19 protein-coding genes and 1 pseudogene are annotated in these 20,090 nt (G+C 61.2%); 8 read left to right on the forward strand and 12 right to left on the reverse strand.

What is annotated here, in order from left to right:
* Window positions 1–16: 16 nt before the first annotated feature.
* Window positions 17–961 (reverse strand): Flp pilus assembly protein CpaB, encoded by a 945-nt coding sequence (cpaB, locus tag B0D71_RS25730; protein ID WP_103397217.1) that lies wholly within the window; start codon window positions 959–961, stop codon window positions 17–19.
* Between the two features lie 325 nt (window positions 962–1,286).
* On the opposite strand from cpaB, the gene B0D71_RS25735 reads away from it, so the two are divergent.
* Both B0D71_RS25735 and B0D71_RS25740 read left to right on the forward strand, forming a co-directional pair.
* The gene (locus B0D71_RS25735; protein WP_103397218.1) at window positions 1,287–1,484 is read left to right on the forward strand and encodes a Flp family type IVb pilin; all 198 of its coding nucleotides are present in this window, start codon (window positions 1,287–1,289) and stop codon (window positions 1,482–1,484) included.
* A 74-nt stretch (window positions 1,485–1,558) separates the two neighbouring features.
* Entirely contained in the window at window positions 1,559–1,972 is a 414-nt protein-coding gene (locus B0D71_RS25740; RefSeq protein WP_103397219.1) for a response regulator, read from the forward strand.
* Window positions 1,973–2,223: 251 nt separating this feature from the next.
* Here the strand turns inward: B0D71_RS25740 and B0D71_RS25745 are convergent, their stop codons facing one another.
* Window positions 2,224–3,078, reverse strand: coding sequence for a MaoC family dehydratase (locus B0D71_RS25745; RefSeq protein WP_103397220.1), 855 nt, complete (start codon window positions 3,076–3,078; stop codon window positions 2,224–2,226).
* Window positions 3,079–3,080: 2 nt separating this feature from the next.
* Window positions 3,081–4,433: a 3-oxoacyl-ACP reductase gene (locus B0D71_RS25750; RefSeq protein ID WP_103397221.1), complete on the reverse strand. Its 1,353-nt coding sequence runs from the start codon at window positions 4,431–4,433 to the stop codon at window positions 3,081–3,083.
* Between the two features lie 232 nt (window positions 4,434–4,665).
* Here B0D71_RS25750 and B0D71_RS25760 point away from each other — a divergent pair, with 232 nt between their 5' ends.
* Window positions 4,666–5,943, forward strand: coding sequence for an acetyl-CoA C-acetyltransferase (locus tag B0D71_RS25760; protein ID WP_103397223.1), 1,278 nt, complete (start codon window positions 4,666–4,668; stop codon window positions 5,941–5,943).
* A 93-nt stretch (window positions 5,944–6,036) separates the two neighbouring features.
* Here the strand turns inward: B0D71_RS25760 and B0D71_RS32455 are convergent, their stop codons facing one another.
* Window positions 6,037–6,804 carry a methyl-accepting chemotaxis protein gene (locus B0D71_RS32455; protein ID WP_371319548.1) on the reverse strand — a complete coding sequence of 256 codons (768 nt, stop codon included), beginning with the start codon at window positions 6,802–6,804 and terminating at the stop codon, window positions 6,037–6,039.
* Window positions 6,805–6,894: 90 nt separating this feature from the next.
* Window positions 6,895–8,316: pseudogene (locus B0D71_RS32460) on the reverse strand (cache domain-containing protein); the annotation flags it as partial.
* 112 nt (window positions 8,317–8,428) lie between these two features.
* Here B0D71_RS32460 and B0D71_RS25770 point away from each other — a divergent pair.
* Window positions 8,429–9,322: a PA4780 family RIO1-like protein kinase gene (locus B0D71_RS25770; RefSeq protein ID WP_103397225.1), complete on the forward strand. Its 894-nt coding sequence runs from the start codon at window positions 8,429–8,431 to the stop codon at window positions 9,320–9,322.
* Window positions 9,323–9,535: 213 nt separating this feature from the next.
* Here the strand turns inward: B0D71_RS25770 and cueR are convergent, their stop codons facing one another.
* From cueR to B0D71_RS25785, 3 genes are all read right to left on the reverse strand, one after another.
* Window positions 9,536–9,949 (reverse strand): Cu(I)-responsive transcriptional regulator, encoded by a 414-nt coding sequence (cueR, locus tag B0D71_RS25775; protein ID WP_103397226.1) that lies wholly within the window; start codon window positions 9,947–9,949, stop codon window positions 9,536–9,538.
* Window positions 9,946–12,339: a heavy metal translocating P-type ATPase gene (locus B0D71_RS25780; RefSeq protein ID WP_103397227.1), complete on the reverse strand. Its 2,394-nt coding sequence runs from the start codon at window positions 12,337–12,339 to the stop codon at window positions 9,946–9,948. The genes cueR and B0D71_RS25780 overlap by 4 nt, the downstream gene beginning before the upstream one ends.
* 87 nt (window positions 12,340–12,426) lie before the next feature.
* Window positions 12,427–12,810 (reverse strand): hypothetical protein, encoded by a 384-nt coding sequence (locus B0D71_RS25785; protein WP_008050348.1) that lies wholly within the window; start codon window positions 12,808–12,810, stop codon window positions 12,427–12,429.
* A gap of 148 nt (window positions 12,811–12,958) precedes the next feature.
* Here B0D71_RS25785 and B0D71_RS25790 point away from each other — a divergent pair, with 148 nt between their 5' ends.
* Together B0D71_RS25790 and B0D71_RS25795 are read left to right on the forward strand one after the other, a co-directional pair.
* A complete protein-coding gene (locus tag B0D71_RS25790; protein WP_103397228.1) occupies window positions 12,959–13,156 on the forward strand; it encodes a cation transporter in 198 nt (65 codons plus the stop codon).
* 90 nt (window positions 13,157–13,246) lie between these two features.
* Window positions 13,247–14,443 carry a multidrug effflux MFS transporter gene (locus B0D71_RS25795; RefSeq protein WP_103397229.1) on the forward strand — a complete coding sequence of 399 codons (1,197 nt, stop codon included), beginning with the start codon at window positions 13,247–13,249 and terminating at the stop codon, window positions 14,441–14,443.
* A gap of 8 nt (window positions 14,444–14,451) precedes the next feature.
* Here B0D71_RS25795 and B0D71_RS31510 read toward each other — a convergent pair whose 3' ends face one another.
* Together B0D71_RS31510 and B0D71_RS25800 are read right to left on the reverse strand one after the other, a co-directional pair.
* Window positions 14,452–14,625 carry a hypothetical protein gene (locus tag B0D71_RS31510; RefSeq protein ID WP_165798749.1) on the reverse strand — a complete coding sequence of 58 codons (174 nt, stop codon included), beginning with the start codon at window positions 14,623–14,625 and terminating at the stop codon, window positions 14,452–14,454.
* Window positions 14,626–14,878: 253 nt separating this feature from the next.
* Window positions 14,879–15,892, reverse strand: coding sequence for a zinc-binding alcohol dehydrogenase family protein (locus tag B0D71_RS25800; RefSeq protein ID WP_103397230.1), 1,014 nt, complete (start codon window positions 15,890–15,892; stop codon window positions 14,879–14,881).
* 123 nt (window positions 15,893–16,015) lie between these two features.
* On the opposite strand from B0D71_RS25800, the gene B0D71_RS25805 reads away from it, so the two are divergent.
* A complete protein-coding gene (locus B0D71_RS25805) occupies window positions 16,016–16,945 on the forward strand; it encodes a LysR family transcriptional regulator (protein WP_103397231.1) in 930 nt (309 codons plus the stop codon).
* 318 nt (window positions 16,946–17,263) lie between these two features.
* Window positions 17,264–17,998 carry an ArsR/SmtB family transcription factor gene (locus B0D71_RS25810; protein WP_103397232.1) on the forward strand — a complete coding sequence of 245 codons (735 nt, stop codon included), beginning with the start codon at window positions 17,264–17,266 and terminating at the stop codon, window positions 17,996–17,998.
* Between the two features lie 69 nt (window positions 17,999–18,067).
* Here the strand turns inward: B0D71_RS25810 and B0D71_RS25815 are convergent, their stop codons facing one another.
* Both B0D71_RS25815 and B0D71_RS25820 read right to left on the reverse strand, forming a co-directional pair.
* Window positions 18,068–19,021, reverse strand: a complete 954-nt coding sequence (locus tag B0D71_RS25815; protein WP_103397233.1) for an adenosine deaminase — start codon at window positions 19,019–19,021, stop codon at window positions 18,068–18,070.
* Window positions 19,022–19,103: 82 nt separating this feature from the next.
* On the reverse strand, window positions 19,104–20,069 hold the full coding sequence (locus B0D71_RS25820) for a 2-oxoglutarate and iron-dependent oxygenase domain-containing protein (RefSeq protein ID WP_103397234.1): 966 nt from the start codon (window positions 20,067–20,069) through the stop codon (window positions 19,104–19,106).
* Window positions 20,070–20,090 lie beyond the last annotated feature (21 nt).

The following is a 20,090-nucleotide window of genomic DNA, read 5'->3' on the forward strand; positions in this document are numbered from 1 at the left end:
CGCTGTGGTGCTCGATTCAGGGTGTTTGTTGAGTGATTTCGTTGCCGCGAATGACTTCCACGCTGGTTTTGCGCGGCGTGGCGCCAGCACTGGCAACGGGTTTTGGCGGCGTAGTCATGGCCAGTTGGCTGAATTGCAGTAACTCGCGGTTGGCATTGGCCAGGTTGGCAGCAGAGGTGCTCTCGCCGGCCCAGTAGCGCGCCAGGCGTTTTTCATCGGCGCTGCGCACGGCCAGGCGCAACACGCCGGCCTGGGTCGCGAGCATCAGACGGCTCACCAGTTGTTCAGGAACGGCGAGCAGCACGGTGCGGGCGGTGGTGCGCGATTGCTCCTGTCTGAGCTTTTCATCGGCGCTACGTGCCGGGCTTGAAGGCTGGCCGTCGTTGGTCAAGCCCAACTGCTCGCCGACCCCGAGCACCCGCAAGGCCGGCACCACGAGTTGGGCCGTTGGCTGAGGATTGAGAGTGTCCATGCGCAGGAACAGCAGCACGTCGACGTAGTCACCGGGTGTCAGCTGTCCGCCGACGTTGACCACCTCGTCCACGGCGACCGCCAGGGCGCGCTCATCGGCGCGAATCATCCGCGACAGTTTGCTGCCCGCTTCGAAGCTTTCGTCGTTGAGCCAACTCCCGGCCGTGAGGGCGCGCCAAGGGGTACGGCCAATGGCCTGGTCGAGGCTGGTCAGGCTGCCGGCCGGGACGGTGCGCAGTTTTTCCAGGGTGACATCGGCGGCGGTGATCGGCGCAAATGGCGCGACATCGTTGACCAGCACGACCACGGGGTGGCGAGTAGGGTCATCAGCCGACACGGCCACCTGTGCGTTGGCGAGCGGCGCACCGACAGTGGATTGGGCAACGGATTCGGGGGCCGGTTGACGACTCAATGCGAGCCCCCAGTAACCGGTAATGATGGCGCCGACCAGAAACAATCCGGCGAGGCTCAGAGTGACACGGCTGTTCATGAAGGCTCTCCCTTTCCTGCTGCGCAAAACCCCGCCATATCTAACGAGACAACTTCGCAATCAGGCAGCTATGAACATGGAACTATTTCGCTATTTGACCGTAGCGCAGGTAAAGCGAAATGCCATTAGCGCGAGGGGAAATATCTAACGAAAGTGCAAAGTTGCGATGAAATGATCTGTTTTTTGACGTCAACGAAACGGTTAATACTTTCGTGTTAATGCGTATTTACAGTTGTTGGGGTGGAGAATGCCGACAATGCTGGTGCTGGCAATGGGGAATCATGTTGCGTCCGTGCAACACCCGTCGTCGTCCAGGAGAAATGTCATGTCTTTTTCCAAGCTTGTTGAGAAGGTCAAATCCGAAATCGCGTTTTACAAAGGGCTGGCCAAAGATACCGAGGGTGCGTCCGGTATTGAGTACGCGATCATTGCGGCCATGGTCGCGGTGGTGCTCGCCGGTTTCAGTGGAGGTGTCCAGAACGCCATCACGGCCACGTTCAACACGATTCAAGCGGCGCTGTGACCAGGAAGTCGGCAATTACTATTGCTTTACCGGGTTCCTAACGTCAGCGCTTCGTCCATAGCAGGTGTTACCTCATGAACGCTCTCGCACAGCCACGCCAACAGTTGCTTCTGGTGGATGACGAAGAGGACGCATTGCTTGAGCTGGGGGAGTTGCTGGAGGGGGAGGGGTTCAATTGTTTTACGGCCACTTCGGTCAAGCTCGCGCTGCAGCATCTGACCCGGCATCCCGATATCGCTTTGGTGATCACCGATTTGCGCATGCCGGAGGAGAGTGGCATGTCGTTGATCAAGCGTTTGCGCGAGCATACGTCGCGCCAGCATTTGCCGGTGATTGTGATGTCGGGGCATGCGGACATGGAGGATGTCAGTGACATGTTGCGCTTGCAGGTGCTGGATCTTTTTCGCAAGCCGATTTATCACGTGCGGTTGTTGGAGACGCTGAATAATCTGTTTCCGCAGCCGCAGGTCTATCTGGTTAAAGGTTGATTCGCTGATCCCCGGATTTACACCTGCGCTCAGCCCTGTACCTGTAGGAGCGAGCTTGCTCGCGATGGACGTCAACGATAACGCGTGCTGACTGATTGATCGGGTTATCCAGACGTTTTTCGCGAGCAAGCTCGCTCCTACAGGGAAACGCGTTCAATTTCGAATAGGTTGGCCTGCCAGCCAACCCAATTCTCACGGGTGTATCCAATCCCCTGTGGGAGCGAACTCCCTCGCCACAAATATCCGCCTTGTCAGGCTACCGGCTGCCAATGCCCGACCATGTGCTCCAGATCCCCGACACCCACCAGTTGAAAATCCCCGCTCACGCCCGGCGCACTGGCCAGCAACGTCACCTCGCTGGGCAACCGTACCGGTTTCTTGAACTGCACCGCGATCTCGACATTCGCCACTGGCAGATGCCCGGTCAGTGCCGCCAGCGTGCGTGCCTTGTTCCACAGACCATGGGCGATGGCGGTGGGGAAGCCGAAGAGTCGGGCGCTGGCCGCGCTGAGGTGGATCGGGTTGTAGTCGCCGGACACTTTGGCGTATTGCCGGCCGATGTCCGAGGGCGCTTTCCAGTGCTCGATTTCGCTCACGGCCAGGCTGCTTGTCAGGGGGGCTTCGGGCGGTTCACCCTCGAGTTTGATGCCGCGGCAGAGCATCCTGCTTTCTGCTTCCCACAGTGGTCCCAACTGATCGTCGAGGGTGGTCAGTAGATCGAATGTCGCGCCTTTGGCGTGGGGTTGCAGGTTCTGCACCTGCACACTGACTCGCACCCGGTTCACCCCGCCCATGGGGCGCAGTAAACGAATGCGATTGCTCAGGTGAATCAGGCCCAGCAGCGGGAACGGGAAGTCCCTGGCCGTGAGCAATTGCATCTGCAAGGCAAACCCGAGGATGTGTGGATAGGTCGGCGGCAGCAGGCCGTTGTCGGCAAAACCACAGACCCTGCGATAAGCCGCCAGGCGCTTGGGATCGACATCGACCCAGCACCGCAAACCCGAATCGGGCAAGGTGGTGCCGGTGATTTTGCGCCGTGTCGCGGCGCGGGCGTACAACCCCGGCAGGCTGGGTTCGCGGTTGAGTGTGTGCCAGTCGGTGATCATCCTTAAGCCCCCAGAACGCTTTGCCCGCATACGCGCAACGCTTGCCCGGTGAAGGCGCCTGTGCCTGGTTGCGCGAGCCAGGCCACGGATTCGGCGACGTCCTGTGGCAGGCCGCCCTGGCCAAGCGAACTCATGCGCCGTCCGGCTTCGCGCAGGCCGAAGGGAATGTGCGCGGTCATCTGCGTTTCGATGAATCCCGGCGCCACGGCGTTGATGCTGATGCCGCGCTCGGTGAGCAACGGCGCCCACGCCTGCGCCAGGCCAATGAGCCCGGCCTTGCTCGCCGCGTAATTGGTTTGCCCGCGATTGCCGGCAATGCCGCTGATGGACGCCAGCAGAATCACCCGGCCGTTGTCGTGCAGGGTGCCGCTGTCGAGCAGGGCTTTGGTCAGCACTTGAGGCGCATTGAGGTTGACTGCCAGCACCGCGTCCCAGAATTCCGGGGTCATGTTGGCCAGGGTTTTATCCCGGGTGATGCCGGCGTTGTGCACCAGGATGTCGAGGCCGTCGGGCAACTGTTCGATCAGCTGCGCAGCGGCGTCTTCGGCGCAGATGTCGAGGGTGATGCTGCGCCCGCCGAGGCGCGCGGCGAGGGCTTCGAGATCGGTTTTGGCCGGTGGAACGTCGAGCAGGATGACGTCAGCGCCGTCGCGGGCCAGGGTTTCGGCGATGGCGGCACCAATACCCCGTGCCGCGCCGGTAACCAGTGCCTTGCGCCCGGCGAGCGGGCGCGTCCAGTCGGTGACTGGCGTCGAACACGGGTTCAAGCGAACGACCTGCCCGGACACGAAGGCGCTTTTGGGTGAGAGGAAAAACCGCAGGGGGCCTTCCAGTTGCGCCTCGGCACCTTCGCTGACGTAGATCAATTGCAGGGTGCCACCGCTGCGCAACTCCTTGGCCAGCGAGCGGCTGAAACCTTCCAGGGCACGTTGCGCACTGGCGGCGAACGGGTCGCGCAAGGTTTGCGGGTCGCGTCCGAGAATCACCAGGTGCGCGCAGTGATCGAGGTTCTTCATCAGCGGCTGGAAAAACTCGCGCAGTTGCTTGAGCTGATCGGTGTGCAGCAGATCACTGGCATCGAACACCACGGCCTTGAGTTTCGGTCCATGGCCGGGAATCCAGGCCGTGGCCATTGAAGGCTCAGTGCCGTAGCTGTAGATCGCGTCGGTCAGGCGGTTGGCGAAAGCGCTGACGTGTTCGGCCAGTGGCCCGCCGCCGATCAGCAGCGCGCCCTCCACGGGCCGCAGCCGGCCCGCTTGCCAGCGCTCCAATCTGGTCGGCGCTGGCAACCCCAGGGCGCCCACCAGACGATGGCCGATGGACGAATTGGCGAAGTCGATATAGCGGTCAGACATGGAACGCGCTCCGAAAGCTGGGGTTCAAAGTGTGGACCACGAATGGCGATCAGTCGTTCGATACACGAGATAAGGCCTACGCTTGGTTACATTGTAGGAGCGAACTTGCTCGCGATGGTCGTGAACGATGACACGTATCGTCTCGAGAAATGCGTCGCCTTCCAACTCATCGCGAGCAAGCTCGCTCCTACAGGGGGCGGTTTTCGATTTGAATCATTCACCAGGAGCTCTTATGACCCAACTGCGCCGCGTCGCGATCATCGGCGGTAACCGGATTCCCTTCGCCCGCTCCAACGGCCCCTACGCCACGGCCAGTAACCAAGTGATGCTCACCGCCGCTCTCGAAGGCCTGATCGAACGTTACAACCTGCACGGCCAGCGCATTGGCGAAGTGGTCGCTGGGGCCGTGCTCAAAGTGTCGCGGGACATGAACCTCACACGCGAGTGCGTACTCGGTTCGCGACTGTCGCCTGCCACCCCGGCCTATGACATCCAGCAGGCGTGCGGCACCGGACTGGAGGCGGCGTTGCTGGTGGCGAACAAGATTGCCCTGGGTCAGATCGACTGCGGCATTGCCGGTGGCGTGGACACCACCTCGGATGCGCCGATCAGTGTCAGCGAAGGCTTGCGCAAAATTCTCCTGCAAGCCAACCGCGCCAAAACCACCGGCGACAAACTGAAAACGTTCCTGCAATTGCGCCCCAAACATTTGGTCCCCGAGTTTCCACGCAACGGCGAGCCGCGTACCGGGTTGTCCATGGGCCAGCACTGCGAGTTGATGGCTCAGACCTGGAACATCCCTCGCCAAGCGCAGGATCAACTGGCGCTTGAGAGCCATCAGAAACTGGCCGCGTCCTACGCCGAGGGCTGGCACAACGACCTGATGACACCGTTCCTGGGGCTCACCCGCGACAACAACCTGCGCCCGGATTCGACGCTGGAAAAGCTCGCCGCGCTCAAGCCGGCTTATGAGAAAAGCGCCAAGGGCACGCTGACCGCAGGCAACTCCACGCCACTGACCGATGGTGCGTCACTGGTGCTGCTGGGCAGCGAAGAGTGGGCCAAGGCACGCGGCTTGCCGATTCTGGCCTACTGGCGTGACGGCGAGGCGGCGGCGGTTGATTTCGTCAACGGTGCCGAAGGGTTGCTGATGGCGCCGGTCTACGCCGTGCCGCGTTTGCTCGCGCGCAATGGCCTGACCTTGCAGGACTTCGACTACTACGAAATCCACGAAGCCTTCGCTGCGCAAGTGCTGTGCACATTGAAGGCCTGGGAGGATGCGGAGTTTTGCAAAACCCGTCTCGGCCTCGACGCGCCGTTAGGCTCGATCGACCGCAGCAAGCTCAACGTCAAGGGCAGTTCACTGGCGGCAGGGCATCCGTTTGCCGCCACGGGTGGGCGCATTGTCGTCAACCTGGCGAAGTTGCTGGATGCGGCGGGCAAGGGGCGGGGACTGATTTCGATTTGCGCGGCGGGCGGGCAGGGTGTGACTGCAATCATCGAGCGCTAGGCAAAAACAACTGTGGGAGCGAGCCTAATTCTATGCTTGGGGGTTCCCCCCAAACATAGAATCTCCCACAGGCTCAGGGGGTATGGCGATTAATCAGGTACGAAACCTGCGCACCAACCCGTCCAGCTCATTCGACAACCCGGCCAGGCTCTGGGAGTCCAGGCGCGCCGAGTTGGCCAGCTCCGCCACCAACTGCGCATCGCCGTGGATCTGGCTGATGTGCCGGTTGATGTCTTCGGCCACTTGATGCTGCTGTTCCGCCGCGGTTGCGATCTGGGTGTTCATGTCGCGGATCACGTCCACCGACTCGCGAATCTGCCCGAAGCTGTTGCGCGCCTCGCCGATGCGCGTCACCGATTGCTGGGACACTTCCAGGCTGGCGTGCATTTGTTGGGTCACCTGGCTGGTGCGTTTGGCCAGATTGCCCAGCAGCCCGTCGATTTCCGCCGTGGAGTCGGCCGTGCGCTTGGCCAGGGCTCGTACTTCGTCGGCCACCACGGCAAAACCGCGACCTTGTTCACCGGCCCGGGCCGCTTCGATCGCGGCGTTCAGCGCCAGCAGGTTGGTTTGTTCGGCGATCGAACGGATGGTCCCGAGGATCGACTGAATGTCGTTGCTGTCGCGTTCAAGTTGTTGCATCGACTGGGCCGACTGTTCGATTTCCTGGCTCAGGCGATCCACGCTGTTCACCGCCGCATCGATCTGCTGCTGGCCTTCGCGCGCCTGGCGCTGGCCACTGTCGGCGGATTCCGCTGCCTGGCTGCAAGACCGCGCGACTTCGTTGGCGGTGGCGACCATTTCGTGGAACGCCGTGGACACCATGTCCACCGCTTCACGCTGGCGTCCGGCGGCTTCGGCCATGTCGCTGGAAACCTGGGTCGAACTCTTGGATGTGGCGAGGATCTTGCCCGCCGCACCGCCGATGCTCTGGATCAGGTTGCGAATCGCGGTCAGGAACTGGTTGAACCAGTTGGCCAGTTGCGCGGTTTCGTCGCTGCCACGGATTTGCAGGTTCTGGGTCAGGTCGCCTTCGCCTTGGGCGATGCCTTCCAGGCCGCTGGCCACGCTGCGGATCGGACGCACGATGAGGCTGGCAAAACTGGCGCCAACGATGGCGAAGATGACCGCCAGTACGGCGGCGATGATGGCGATCAACCAGGTCAACTGGGTCGCGGAGCTCATCACGTCGTCCTGTTTGATCAGTCCGATGAAAGTCCAGCCCAGTTGCTCCGACGGCCAGACGTTGGCCATGTAGTGCTCGCCGTTCAGCTCCACTTCCACCAGGCCCTTGCCGGCCTTGGCCAATTGCGCGTAGCCGTCGCCAAGGCTATTCAATGGTTTGAAGTTGTGTTCCGGTTGTTTCGGGTCCACCAGGACCATGCCGGTGTTTTCCAGCAGCATCAGGTAGCCGGTTTCACCAAGCTTGATCTGTTTAACGATTTCGGTGAGCTGCTTGAGCGTCACGTCGATGCTGACCACGCCGCCGTTGGTGCCCAACTTGTTGTCGATGGTGCGCACGGTGCTGACGTAGGTCGCATCGTCCTGTGCCCAGTAGTAGGCCTCGGTGCGGAACGGCTTGCCCGGCTTGGCCTGGGCCGCCTTGTACCAGGGGCGCTGGCGCGGGTCGTAATTGTTCAGTTTCGGATCATCCGGCCACGACACGTAGCCGCCCGCTGCCGTGCCGAGGATGGCATAGGCGTAGGCCGGGTGGCTGTTGCCCAGGTCCTGGAGCAGAGTGAAGACTTTTTTGTCTGCCTCGCCCTGAGGGACGCTCTCGGCGTTGGCGGCCATGTAAGTCTTGAGGCTGTCGTCGGAGTTTCGGATCAGCGGTTGCTTGGCCAGGTAATCGACGTTCTGGCTGATGCCGTCAAAGAACAATTGCATGGCGTTGCTGACCTGACGAATCTCGCGGGCACTGCCGTCGACGAATTCGTCCCTGGCATCACTGCGCAGGTTCAGCACAACGAGGGTGGCGACCAGCACCACGGGCAGGCAGGCGATGATTGCAAACGCCCAGGTCAACTTCTGTTTGATGTTCATCCGCGCTCCAGATTTTCTTGTAGGCCCACGCAGTGCAGATGACTCGCGGTTTATTGGCAGCCGTAAACGTTCTTGGTCAACCCCGGTCCTTGAGTGCAGCATCGCTTTTGTTGTGGCAGCGATTGTCGGACAAATCACTTTGTCACTAAGGACTTCGGCTGTTGTTGGAGGAAATTGAGGCCTTTTGGGAAAAATCCTACGGAAGGTACGAGTTGTGGTGTCAGCTTCTGTCGCAATTGCCCTCAATGCCCTTGCACAACAAGTGACGCAGGCTCGGCTATGATCTGGAACGACCCGTGCGGTCGTCGGTTTTACCTGATGAAATCGGCACATTGTGTGCTTCTGCAATGTTCATAAGTCGGCAACCCCTCCCCCCCGTGAGTGGATTGCCGTATAACGAATGACTTTCGCGTGTTTGGTAATAAAGGACCCACAATAAAAGCTGATGAAGACTCCAAAACGCATTGAACCCCTGATCGAGGACGGTCTGGTCGACGAGGTGCTGCGCCCACTCATGAGTGGTAAAGAAGCAGCTGTTTATGTGGTGCGCTGCGGCAACGAGTTACGTTGCGCGAAGGTCTACAAGGAGGCTAACAAACGCAGTTTCCGTCAGGCGGCCGAGTATCAGGAAGGCCGCAAGGTGCGCAATAGCCGTCAGGCCCGCGCAATGGCCAAGGGCTCCAAATTTGGCCGCAAGGAAACCGAAGACGCCTGGCAGAACGCCGAAGTGGCGGCGCTGTTCCGTCTGGCCAATGCCGGTGTACGGGTGCCCAAGCCGTTCGACTTCCTCGAAGGCGTGCTGCTCATGGAGCTGGTGGCCGACGAGTACGGTGATGCCGCTCCGCGCCTGAACGATGTGGTGCTGGAGCCGGATCAGGCCCGCGAGTATCACGCGTATCTGATTTCCCAGATCGTGCTGATGCTGTGCACCGGTCTGGTGCACGGCGACCTGTCCGAGTTCAACGTGCTGCTGACGCCGACCGGCCCGGTGATCATCGACCTGCCGCAAGCGGTGGATGCCGCGGGCAACAACCACGCATTCAGCATGCTGGAGCGCGATGTGGGCAACATGGCGTCCTACTTCGGGCGGTTTGCCCCGGAGTTGAAGCAGACCAAGTACGCCAAGGAAATGTGGGCCTTGTACGAGGCCGGCACCTTGCACCCGGCCAGTGTCCTGACCGGCGAGTTCGCCGACACGGAAGAGCTGGCTGACGTGGGCGGGATCATGCGCGAAATCGAGGCCGCGCGCCTGGATGAAGAGCGCAAGCAAGCCGTACGCGCGGCGGACGATGCTCCGCCAGGCAAGACCGAAGAACCGCCTCCACCCTGGATGCAGTGATCGGCTAAAGAAAAACCCGGCTTCGGCCGGGTTTTTTGTGGGTTGCAGATTCAATACCTGTGTCGACTGTTAGTCCGCCTTCGCGGGCAAGCCCGCTCCCACAGGGATTTGTGCATGTGTGCAGAATTTGTGATCGGCCGCAAACATTGAGGGAGCGGCGGTGCGGCGATCCGACTTGCCCGCGATGGCGTCGGTACAGCCGGCTTCAATGCATCAGGCTTGAGCCGGTTCAGCACAACACCCCGACTCCAGATTCTTCAGAATCGGGCAGTCCGGCCGATGATCGCCCTGACAGTGCTCGACCAGATCCTGCAAGGTATCGCGCAATTGCCCCAGCTCGCGGATCTTCTGGTTCAACTCATCGATATGCTGACGGGCCAGGGCTTTAACATCGGCGCTGGCGCGCTGGCGGTCTTGCCAGAGCGCTAGTAACTTGCCGACTTCTTCCAGGGAAAACCCCAGGTCCCGCGAGCGCTTGATGAAGGCCAGGGTGTGCAGGTCGTCATCGCCATACACCCGGTAACCGCTGTCGGTGCGATGGGCGGCCTTGAGCAGGCCGATGGATTCGTAATAACGGATCATCTTTGCGCTCAGGCCGCTGTGGCGGGCCGCTTGGCCGATGTTCATCGGTTGTCCTCCAGGTCCTTGGGTTTCCAGGTTTTCAACAGAAGTGCATTGCTCACAACGCTGACGCTCGACAATGCCATGGCTGCACCGGCCAGCACTGGATTGAGGAAGCCGAACGCCGCCAGCGGAATGCCGATCAGGTTGTAGACGAAGGCCCAGAACAGGTTCTGCCGAATCTTGGCGTAGGTCTTGCGGCTGATCTCCAGCGCGGCTGGCACCAGTCGCGGATCGCCGCGCATCAGGGTGATGCCGGCCGCGTGCATGGCGACGTCGGTGCCGCCGCCCATGGCAATGCCGATGTCGGCGGCGGCCAGTGCCGGGGCATCGTTGATACCGTCGCCGACCATTGCCACCACGCCAGTTTCCTTCAGTGCGGCGACGGTGGCGGCCTTGTCTGCCGGTAGCACTTCGGCATGCACATCCTGGATGCCCAGCGCCTCGGCGACCACCTTGGCGCTGCCGCGATTGTCGCCGGTCAGCAGGTGGCTGCTGATGTTCCGTGCACTCAGTTGTTGCACCGCTTGCAGCGCGCCGGGCTTGAGGGTGTCACCGAAGGCGAACAGACCCAGCACTTGTGGTTCGGGGGACTGTTCGATCAACCAGGACAAAGTCCGGCCTTCTTTTTCCCACGCGATCGCCGAGTCGGCCAACGGCCCGGCGTTCAAGCCGCTGTCCTCCAGCAGACGACGGTTGCCCAGCGCCAGGCGACGCCCTTCGAGGCTGCCAGCGATGCCGCGGCCGGTCAGGGACTGGCTGTCACTGACATCGGCGACCTTCAAATGGCGTTCGGCACAGGCATCCAGAACAGCCTTGGCGAGCGGGTGCTCACTGCCGCGTTGCAGGGCGCCGGCCAATTGCAGCAGGCTCGCCTCATTACCGTCGATGGCACTCAGATGAGCAATGCGCGGGGCGCCGGAGGTCAGGGTGCCGGTCTTGTCGAACACCACTGCGCTGACTTCATGGGCCCGCTCCAGTGCCTCGGCATCCTTGATCAGAATCCCGTAGCGTGCTGCCACGCCGGTGCCGGCCATGATCGCGGTGGGTGTGGCCAGACCCAGTGCACAAGGGCAGGCAATCACCAGCACCGCCACCGCATTGATCAGTGCCGTTTCCATCGGCGCGCCATACAGCCACCAGCCGATCAGGGTCGCCAGGGCAATCAGCAGCACGGTGGGCACGAACACCTGGCTGACTTTATCCACCAGTTTCTGGATCGGCGCTTTCGCGGCCTGGGCGTCTTCCACCAGACGGATGATCCGCGCCAGCACGGTTTCCGCACCAAGGGCCCGGGTACGCACCAGCAACCGGCCTTCACCGTTGATCGCGCCGCCGGTGACTTTGTCACCGGGCTGCTTAGGCACCGGCAGGCTCTCGCCACTGATCAGGGCTTCGTCGGCTTGGCTTTGGCCTTCGATCACTTCACCGTCCACCGGAAAGCGTTCGCCGGGTTTGACCATCACCAGATCATCGAGGCGCAGGGCGCTGATGGCGACGTCTTGCTCGTGGCCATCGATCACCCGGATCGCCCGTTCCGGGCGCAAGGCTTCGAGGGCGCGGATGGCGCTGGCGGTCTGGCGCTTGGCGCGGCTTTCCAGGTACTTGCCCAGTAGCACCAAGGCGATCACTACCGCCGAGGCTTCGAAATACAGATGCGGCATGCGCCCGGCGGCAGTGGCCCATTCGTACAGGCTCAAGCCATAACCGGCGCTGGTGCCCAGGGCCACCAGCAAATCCATGTTGCCGGCTCCGGCGCGCACGGCTTTCCACGCGGCGACGTAAAACCGTGCGCCGAAGATGAATTGCACCGGCGTGGCCAGGGCGAATTGCGCCCAGGCCGGGAGCATCCAGTGCACGCCGAAGGGTTGCAGCAGCATCGGCAGCACCAGCGGCAAGGCGAGGGCGATGGCCATGATCAAGGCCAGGCGTTCGCGATGCAGGCGCTGTTGCTGATTGTCGGTTGTCGGGTGTTCGGCTTCCCGGACGCTGGCGGCGTATCCAGCCTTGGTCACGGCCGCGATCAAGGTTTGCGGATCAATCTGGCCGAGCAGTTCAAGGTGGGCGCGTTCGTTAGCCAGGTTGACGCTGACGCTTTTCACCCCCGGCACCTTGGCCAGCGCGCGCTCGACACGACCGACGCAGGAGGCGCAGGTCATGCCGTCGATGCTCAATTCCAGGCTCTGTTGCGGCACGCTGTAGCCGGCCTTGGCCACGGCATCCATCAAGGCCGGCAGGCTGTCGCTGGGTGCCTGGACCCGTGCCTGTTCAGTGGTAAGGTTGACACTGACGGCACTGGCGCCAATGACTTTGCTCAAGGCGCGCTCGACGCGCCCGGCGCAACTGGCGCAGGTCATGCCGGCAATCGGCAGGTCGAACGTGGTGGATTCGGACATCGGTCGCACTCCCTGTAGTAGATAACCACAGGATCAACCTTGCCATGTTGGCAAGGTCAAGTGCCATGTTTCAGATCAAGCAACCGATCAGTAGCCCAGACCGGCGCGCTTGAGGTACATCCCTTCCTGCGTCATCGCGATCCGGTACTTGAGCACATCCCCGGCCTTGAGCTGGATGTCCTGCGACCCCGGCGCGAGCATGCCAGGATTGCAACCCGGCACTTGGCCCGGAAGCAATTTAAGGCGCAGCGAGACGATGCCGGGCGGCAGGTTGAACGAGGTGCTCTGTTCCTGAAACAACCGCGCCGCCAGTTGATCCTGGATGTACACACCGATTTCGCAACTGGTCGCGACTTCCAGGCGCTCGCGGGAAATGATCAACACGCCATAATCCTGACCGGCGGCATTGACCGAAGGCACGGCGGCGAAAAGGCTGAGAAAGCCAAACAGGCTGAAAACTGACCAGCGCATGGTTGAGTCTCCTGGGTTCGAGTCGTAGATGGACGCAGCTTGGCCGAGCCCGGCGTCGATTGCCAGCCCGGCAGCTAACTTCAGAACTTGACCTTGCCACGGTGGCAAGCTCGAAACTGGACTCAACCCTCGGAAAAGGAGCTATCCCATGCAAGTGTTCAACGTTGAAGGCATGTCTTGTGGTCATTGCGTCAAGGCCATCACTCAGGCGGTGCAGGCCAAAGACCCGGCGGCCAGTGTGCGGGTCGACCTGGCGGCGAGGGAGGTTGGAGTCGAAAGTGCGCTGACCGCCCAGCAAGTGATCGAGGCGATCCGCGAGGAGGGTTACGGCGTCAAACTGGCCTGAGTTTGATAGTTAGCGAGCTACCGGAATGTTCAAGGCGTCCATGCACGGCTAGACTGTCGGCCTGCCGACTTCTGCCTCACTGGATGCCTGATGAACTTTCGTACCATTCTGATTCTTGGCGCCTTGAGCGCTTTCGGTCCGCTGGCGATCGATTTCTACCTGCCAGCCTTCCCGGCCATGGCCCAGGCTTTCGGGACGGATGAAAATCACGTTCAGATGACGTTGGCGGCTTACTTCCTCGGCTTGTCCATCGGCCAACTGCTTTATGGCCCGGTGGCGGATCGTTTCGGGCGACGTATTCCGTTGCTCACCGGTGTCGGCCTGTTCACCGTTGCCTCTGTGGCGTGCGCCTATGCGCCGAACCTGGAATGGCTGATCGGCGCGCGTTTCGTCCAGGCGTTGGGCGGTTGCGCGGGGATGGTGATTTCCCGGGCGGTGGTCAGCGACAAGTGTGATGCGGTGGGGTCGGCAAAAGTCTTTTCGCAGTTGATGCTGGTGATGGGGCTTGCCCCTATCCTTGCGCCGTTGCTGGGCGGGTTGTTGGTCAACACGACAGGCTGGCAGTCGATCTTCCTGGCCTTGACCGGTTTCAGTGCGCTGGCGGGGCTGGCGGTTGCGACGGGATTGCCGGAAAGCATGCCGGCCAACATGCCGCGTCAACCGCTGTCGGGTGCGCTGCGTCAGTACGGGCGGTTGCTGGCCGACCCGGTGTTCCTCGGCCATGCCTTGACCGGCGGCATCGCCATCGCCGGGATGTTTGCCTACATCGCCGGTTCACCGTTCATCATTATCAAGCTCTACGGTGTTCCGGCCGAGCATTTCGGCTGGCTGTTCGGTGCCAATGCGGCGGGCTTCATTCTGGTGGCGCAGGTCAATGCGCGGTTACTGGCCAAGCGTGGCCCGACGTTCTTGCTGGCGCGCGCGGTGTGGGTTTATCTGGCCGCCGGTTTGACCCTGCTCGCTGTGAGCTCTCTGCACCCGGCACAACTGTGGCCGCTGCTGATTCCCTTGTTCATCTGTATTGCCAGCCTCGGTTGCATCACTCCCAACGCCGCGGCCTGCGCGATGAACGGGCAGGGTGCGCGGGCCGGCAGCGCTTCGGCGCTACTCGGTTGCCTGCAATTCAGCGTGGCTTCCGGTGCCTCTGCGCTGGTGGGCGTGCTGCACGACGGCAGCGCCGTGCCGATGGCCATGGTCATCAGCCTGTGTGGAATTCTGGTGGTGAGCGCAGCGATGCTCACCCGGCGTTTGCAAAATGCCCGGGCGCTGGCGCAAGCCCAGGTTTGAAGCCGGAGTTAGCCGGCAGCGCGCTGCGGGTGGAGGGCGGGAATTTGGTGAGGGGCCTGGATACGGGCTTCGAGGGTGCGCGTGAAAGCGCGAGCTTCTGCTTCGCTGCGAAACGTCACGGCATGCTGGTCAAGGCGGACTTGCCACTGGGACTTTGCCAGTTCTTTTATCAGGATCTTCATAGCTGAACTCCTTTTGTAAAAGATGTCTTGTAAAAGATGTCTCGTTATAGACGTTACGTAAAAGACAGCCTCGCAAGAGATTCGATTGTAGTCCTGAATACGAGCACGATTGTGACAAGGGTCAACTGTCGGACTGACGGTTTGTAACTAAAAAAAACACGGTTTTTCGATGGCGTTCACACGGGCTGTCGGCGACCGGGACGTCCCGGCCGCCGACGGAAAACATGAAAGCAGCGATGGCTCTTTCAGCGTTTCAGAACCCTTCCAGCACGATCTTGCCCTTGGCCTTGCCGCTTTCCAGCAGGGCGTGGGCACGGCGCAGATTGGCTGCGTTGATCGTGCCGAAGTGTTCGCCCACCGTGGTTTTCAGCGTCCCGGCGTCGATCAGCCCGGCGACGCGATTGAGCAGGTTGTGCTGCTCGATCATGTCCGCGGTTTCAAAAAGCGAGCGGGTGTACATGAACTCCCAGTGCAGTGACAGGCTCTTGCGCTTGAGCTTGGTCACGTCCAGTGACTTGGGGTCATCAATCAGCGCCAGCTTGCCTTGCGGGGCCAATGCCTCGACCAGTTGGTCCAGGTGCTGGTCGGTCTGGGTCAGGCTGGCGACGTGGGTGACCTGATCCACACCGGCATGCTTGAGTGCTTCGCTCAGTGGCTGGCCGTGGTCGATCACCAGATCGGCACCCAGTTCCTTCACCCAGCTTTGGGTTTGTGCACGCGAAGCGCTGCCAATGACTTGGAGACCGGTGAGCTGTTTGGCCAGTTGCGTGAGAATCGAACCCACGCCACCTGCCGCGCCGACGATCAACAGGCTCTGGCCTTCATCGGTTTTGCTTTCACGTACTTGCAGGCGTTCGAACAACAGTTCCCACGCCGTGATCGCGGTGAGGGGCAGGGCCGCAGCTTCGGCGAAACCCAGGGTCTTTGGCATGTTGCCAACGATGCGCTCGTCCACCACATGCAACTCGCTGTTGCCGCCGGCACGTGCGATGGAGCCGGCGTAAAACACCTTGTCGCCGACCTTGAACAGCGTCACCTCACTGCCCACCGCCTTGACCACACCGGCCACGTCCCAACCCAGCACTTTGGCCGCGCCGCCTTCGGGCTGGACGTTCTGGCGCACTTTGGTATCCACCGGGTTGACCGAGATGGCTTTGACTTCCACCAGCAAGTCGCGTGGGCCGGCAACCGGTTCCGGCAGTTCGATGTCTTGCAGGGCGTTGTCGTCACTGATCGGCAACGAAGCGTAGTAGGCAATGGCTTTCATGGGTGACTCCGGAACACGAGTAAAGGAGAGATTCGATGGGGGGATGATTGGCTATTTCTCCTGAAGATAAAACCGGCTAAAAGAGCAGTCTCTTTCAATATTTTTTTGATAATCGGTGCTCTGATGCTGCGTTTCGATGACTTGCAGTTGTTTGTCCGGGCGGCGGACCTGGGCAGTCTCTCGGCCGCCGCGCGAGGGATGGACATGTCGGCGGCGGTGGCCAGTGCGGCGCTCAAGCGCATCGAACAGCAACTCGGCGCCCGTCTGTTGGCCCGTTCGACCCGTAGCTTGCGCCTGACCGTCGAAGGCGAGGGCTTTCTCGAGTACGCCCGTGCGGCCCTGAGTAATCTCGACGAAGGCCGGCGATTGCTGGCCAGTGGTCAGGACCAGGTCAGCGGGGTTCTGCAACTGTCGGCGCCATCGGACTTTGGCCGCAATCTGTTGCTGCCCTGGCTTGACGAGTTTCAGCGCGAGCATCCGAAACTGACCGTGCGCCTACTGCTGGGGGACCGCATCGCCGACCTGTTTCGCCAACCGGTAGACGTTGCCCTGCGCTATGGCGAGCCGGAGGACTCCAGCCTGGTGGCGCTGCCCATCGTCCCGCAGAACCGCCGGGTGTTGTGCGCCGCACCCGGCTATCTGGCTCGCCATGGCGAACCTCGGCATCTGGAGCAACTGGCACAGCACAATTGCCTTTTGTACATGCTAGGCAGCAGGGTCCACGATCACTGGAGTTTTCAAGACGGCAAACGCGAAGTCAGCCTGACCGTCAGCGGTGATCGTTTCAGTGACGATGCCGATGTCGTGCGCCTTTGGGCCGTGGCTGGCGCCGGGATCGCCTATAAATCCTGGCTCGATGTCGCCGCCGATGTACTGGCTGGCCGCTTGAAGGTGTTGATGCCGGAACTGCTTTGTGAGCGCGCACCGTTGAATCTGCTGTGCGCCCATCGCGCACAATTGAGTAAGCCGGTGAACCTGTTGCGCGAAATGCTTGTCAGCCGATGCGCCTTTTTGAGCAGTCAATTTCCGGGCTTTCCGGATACCGCTCATTAGTCGCACGAAAAAAGAGAAATTTCCCTCAGGAACGATCACCACCTATGCCGGGCAGAGGACAGGATCGGGCGATCAACCCGCATATACTATCGCCCTCATCATGTAAGTAGCGTCGATCCCCAGTGGCGGGTCCACGTTCGAGTCGGCCCGGTTGCACGGTCATCCTTCTGGGCTTCGCGGCATCGGGCCAGGCAGCGCACTAATGAGTGAGCAAGGCGTTGCCGGGTTTATGGCAGTTTCCGCGGATTGGACGACGACACATTACTGGTCAAGATGTCTCTGGGCAGTAGACGAAATGATTCAACAGGGAGTGAATACATGGAACATGCACCTTGCATCAGCCAGATCGCCACATTGCTGGCTGACCCAAAGCGCAGCGCAATGATGTGGGCCTTGATGGATGGCTCGGCGCGAGCAACCGAAGAGTTGGCATTGCTGGCCGGCCTGTCACCGTCTTCGGCCAGTGCACACCTGGGACGCTTGTCCGCTGGAGGTCTGCTGAGGGTTGAAAACCGTGGCCGCAAGCGCTTTTTCCGCCTGGCCGCTCCCGAGGTCGGGGCGGCAATCGAAGCACTGGCCAGCGCGACCTTCGCCAGCGCACCCCAGGATACTCCGGACGTATTCAAGCGCAGTGCACCTCTCGTCAAACCCCGGGCGGTGCGCTCGTCATTGCTGAGTGCCCGACTATGTGACGATCACCTGGGGGGCACCCTGTCGGCCGATCTGTATCAGCGACTGCTGGAAGCAGGCTGGATCGCACATTCTGATCAGCGGGTCACGGTCACGCTCAAGGGCGCGACGGAGTTGGCGGCACGTGGTGTGTTCATCCAGGCCCTGGCCAATCACAACGGAAAGGTGGCCTGCGCCTGCCCGGACTGGAGCGAAAGACGCCCGCACATGGGCGGCTCACTGGGCGCGGCGTTGTTGCAGCTGTTCATGCAGTCGGGGTGGCTGACCCTGCCCAACGACTCCCGAGCCTTGCAGGTGACAGCCTCCGGGCAACGCGAGATCCATCGCTTTGCCCAGGAAACCGAGTTGGAAATGGCGTTGTAGAACCTTTGGCCAAACACCCAATCTGTAGGCGCTGGCAAGCCAGCTCCTACAGTTGGTTTGCGGTGTTGCTTAGGGCTTTACCAACCGCGCATCGAGGCTGTTTTGCGCCAGGCGTTTGGCCTGGTCGTGGGTCATGCCCAGGTGGGTGTACAGCGCATGGAAGTTTTCGGTGACATAACCGCCGAAGTACGCCGGGTCATCGGAGTTCACCGTCACTTTCACGCCACGTTCCAGCATGTCGAGAATGTTGTGCTGCGACATGTGATCGAACACGCAAAGCTTGGTGTTCGACAACGGGCACACGGTCAGCGGGATCTGTTCGTCGATGATTCGCTGCATCAGGCGTTCGTCTTCAATGGCGCGCACGCCATGGTCGATGCGCTGGATTTTCAGCAGGTCGATGGCTTCCCAGATGTACTCGGGCGGGCCTTCTTCGCCGGCGTGGGCGACGGTCAGGAAGCCTTCGTGACGGGCACGGTCGAACACGCGCTGAAACTTGCTCGGCGGGTGACCCATCTCGGAGCTGTCCAGGCCCACGGCGACAAACGCATCGCGGAACGGCAGCGCCTGATCGAGGGTTTTCTGTGCTTCGTCTTCGCTCAGATGGCGCAGGAAGCTCAGGATCAAACCACTGGTGATGCCCAGTTGCTGTTCGCCATCCTTCAGTGCAGCGGCGATGCCGTTGAGTACGACTTCGAACGGGATGCCACGGTCGGTGTGGGTCTGCGGGTCGAAGAACGGTTCGGTGTGAATCACGTTCTGCTCTTTGCAGCGCAGCAGGTACGCCCAGGTCAGGTCATAGAAATCCTGGGACGTGCGCAGCACATCGGCGCCCCGGTAATACAGGTCGAGGAACTCCTGCAGGTTGTTGAAGGCATACGCCTTGCGCAAGGTTTCGACGTCGCCCCATGGCAAGGCAATCTTGTTGCGCTCGGCCAGAGTGAACAACAGCTCGGGCTCCAGCGAGCCTTCCAGGTGCAGGTGCAATTCTGCCTTGGGCAGGGCGTTCAGCCAGTCGTACATAATTCTTTTCTCATCAGGTGCAATGGTCGCCATTCTACAGAGGGTTGCCGCAACAATTGGTAAAACCTGACCAGGCGGTTCATCACATTGCTTCCAGTTCCCGCCGATAAGCGTAGGTATCGGCGAAGCGCGAGAGCAGGAACTCGGCGCAGGTGATGACCGGGTATTTCGCCGGGTGCAATTCATCCTGACAACCGGGCAGGCATTCGATGCGGGTTTGCGGGTGTGGCTCGGCGAAGAATGGCATCGAATAACGATCCACGCCGAGCGGGCTGATCACCCGGTGCGGCGTCGAGAGATAACGGTCGTTGCTCCAGCGCGCCATCATGTCGCCGAGATTGACCACGAACGTACCTTCGATAGGCGGCGCGTCGATCCATTGACCTTTGACGTTGCGGACCTGCAAGCCTCCGGCGGCGTCCTGATAAAGCAGGGTGATGCAGCCGTAATCGGTGTGCGCCCCGGCGCCTTGCTGTTCGGCGGAGCTGGCAGTGTGGCGCGGCGGGTAATGGATCATCCGCAGCACACTGACCGGTTCATTGAAGCGAGTATCGAAGAAGTCGCGCTCAATCCCCAGCGCCAGGGTCATCGCCCGCAACAGCGTTTGCGCTAGGGCTTGCATGTCGACGTAGTGTTGCTCCATCAGCGCTTCCCAGCCGGGCATGGACGGATGGCGATTGGGACCGCGCAAGGGTTTTTCCGCCAGAACGTCAGGGTGGTCGGCTGGCAGGTGCAGGCCCATGTCGAAGGTTTCTTTGAGGTCGCTGGGTTTGCTCGGGTCGAGTTGCTCGGTGGCAATGGCGCCGTAACCGCGATGATGTCGGGTCTGGGTGATGTCGATCTTGAGTTTTTCGGCGGTAGGCTGGGCGAAGAAGCGTTTGGCGTGGTCGAGCAGTGCGTCGATGCGCGCCGCTGAAATCGGATGGCCCTTGATGTAGAAGAAACCCCACTCGCGGCAGGCGAGATCGATTTGTTTGGCCACGGCTGGCCAGGCGGATGGGTCGTCGTTGTAGAGCGGTGCGATGTCGATGATGGGAAGGCCGGTCATTTTGCTTTCCTGATGTGAAAT

Source organism: Pseudomonas laurylsulfativorans, assembly GCF_002906155.1.
Classification (GTDB): domain Bacteria; phylum Pseudomonadota; class Gammaproteobacteria; order Pseudomonadales; family Pseudomonadaceae; genus Aquipseudomonas; species Aquipseudomonas laurylsulfativorans.

Coding starts and splice junctions, on each gene's coding strand:
- B0D71_RS25790 (WP_103397228.1), top strand. CDS start 12,959: ATGCAAGTGTTCAACGTTGAAGGCATGTCTTGTGGTCATTGCGTCAAG.
- B0D71_RS25760 (WP_103397223.1), top strand. CDS start 4,666: ATGACCCAACTGCGCCGCGTCGCGATCATCGGCGGTAACCGGATTCCC.
- cueR (WP_103397226.1), bottom strand. CDS start 9,949: ATGAACATCGGCCAAGCGGCCCGCCACAGCGGCCTGAGCGCAAAGATG.
- B0D71_RS25800 (WP_103397230.1), bottom strand. CDS start 15,892: ATGAAAGCCATTGCCTACTACGCTTCGTTGCCGATCAGTGACGACAAC.
- B0D71_RS25815 (WP_103397233.1), bottom strand. CDS start 19,021: ATGTACGACTGGCTGAACGCCCTGCCCAAGGCAGAATTGCACCTGCAC.
- B0D71_RS25810 (WP_103397232.1), top strand. CDS start 17,264: ATGGAACATGCACCTTGCATCAGCCAGATCGCCACATTGCTGGCTGAC.
- B0D71_RS25780 (WP_103397227.1), bottom strand. CDS start 12,339: ATGTCCGAATCCACCACGTTCGACCTGCCGATTGCCGGCATGACCTGC.
- B0D71_RS25820 (WP_103397234.1), bottom strand. CDS start 20,069: ATGACCGGCCTTCCCATCATCGACATCGCACCGCTCTACAACGACGAC.
- B0D71_RS25795 (WP_103397229.1), top strand. CDS start 13,247: ATGAACTTTCGTACCATTCTGATTCTTGGCGCCTTGAGCGCTTTCGGT.
- cpaB (WP_103397217.1), bottom strand. CDS start 961: ATGAACAGCCGTGTCACTCTGAGCCTCGCCGGATTGTTTCTGGTCGGC.
- B0D71_RS25745 (WP_103397220.1), bottom strand. CDS start 3,078: ATGATCACCGACTGGCACACACTCAACCGCGAACCCAGCCTGCCGGGG.
- B0D71_RS32455 (WP_371319548.1), bottom strand. CDS start 6,804: ATGGCCGAAGCCGCCGGACGCCAGCGTGAAGCGGTGGACATGGTGTCC.
- B0D71_RS25735 (WP_103397218.1), top strand. CDS start 1,287: ATGTCTTTTTCCAAGCTTGTTGAGAAGGTCAAATCCGAAATCGCGTTT.
- B0D71_RS25785 (WP_008050348.1), bottom strand. CDS start 12,810: ATGCGCTGGTCAGTTTTCAGCCTGTTTGGCTTTCTCAGCCTTTTCGCC.
- B0D71_RS25750 (WP_103397221.1), bottom strand. CDS start 4,433: ATGTCTGACCGCTATATCGACTTCGCCAATTCGTCCATCGGCCATCGT.
- B0D71_RS25770 (WP_103397225.1), top strand. CDS start 8,429: ATGAAGACTCCAAAACGCATTGAACCCCTGATCGAGGACGGTCTGGTC.
- B0D71_RS25805 (WP_103397231.1), top strand. CDS start 16,016: ATGCTGCGTTTCGATGACTTGCAGTTGTTTGTCCGGGCGGCGGACCTG.
- B0D71_RS31510 (WP_165798749.1), bottom strand. CDS start 14,625: ATGAAGATCCTGATAAAAGAACTGGCAAAGTCCCAGTGGCAAGTCCGC.
- B0D71_RS25740 (WP_103397219.1), top strand. CDS start 1,559: ATGAACGCTCTCGCACAGCCACGCCAACAGTTGCTTCTGGTGGATGAC.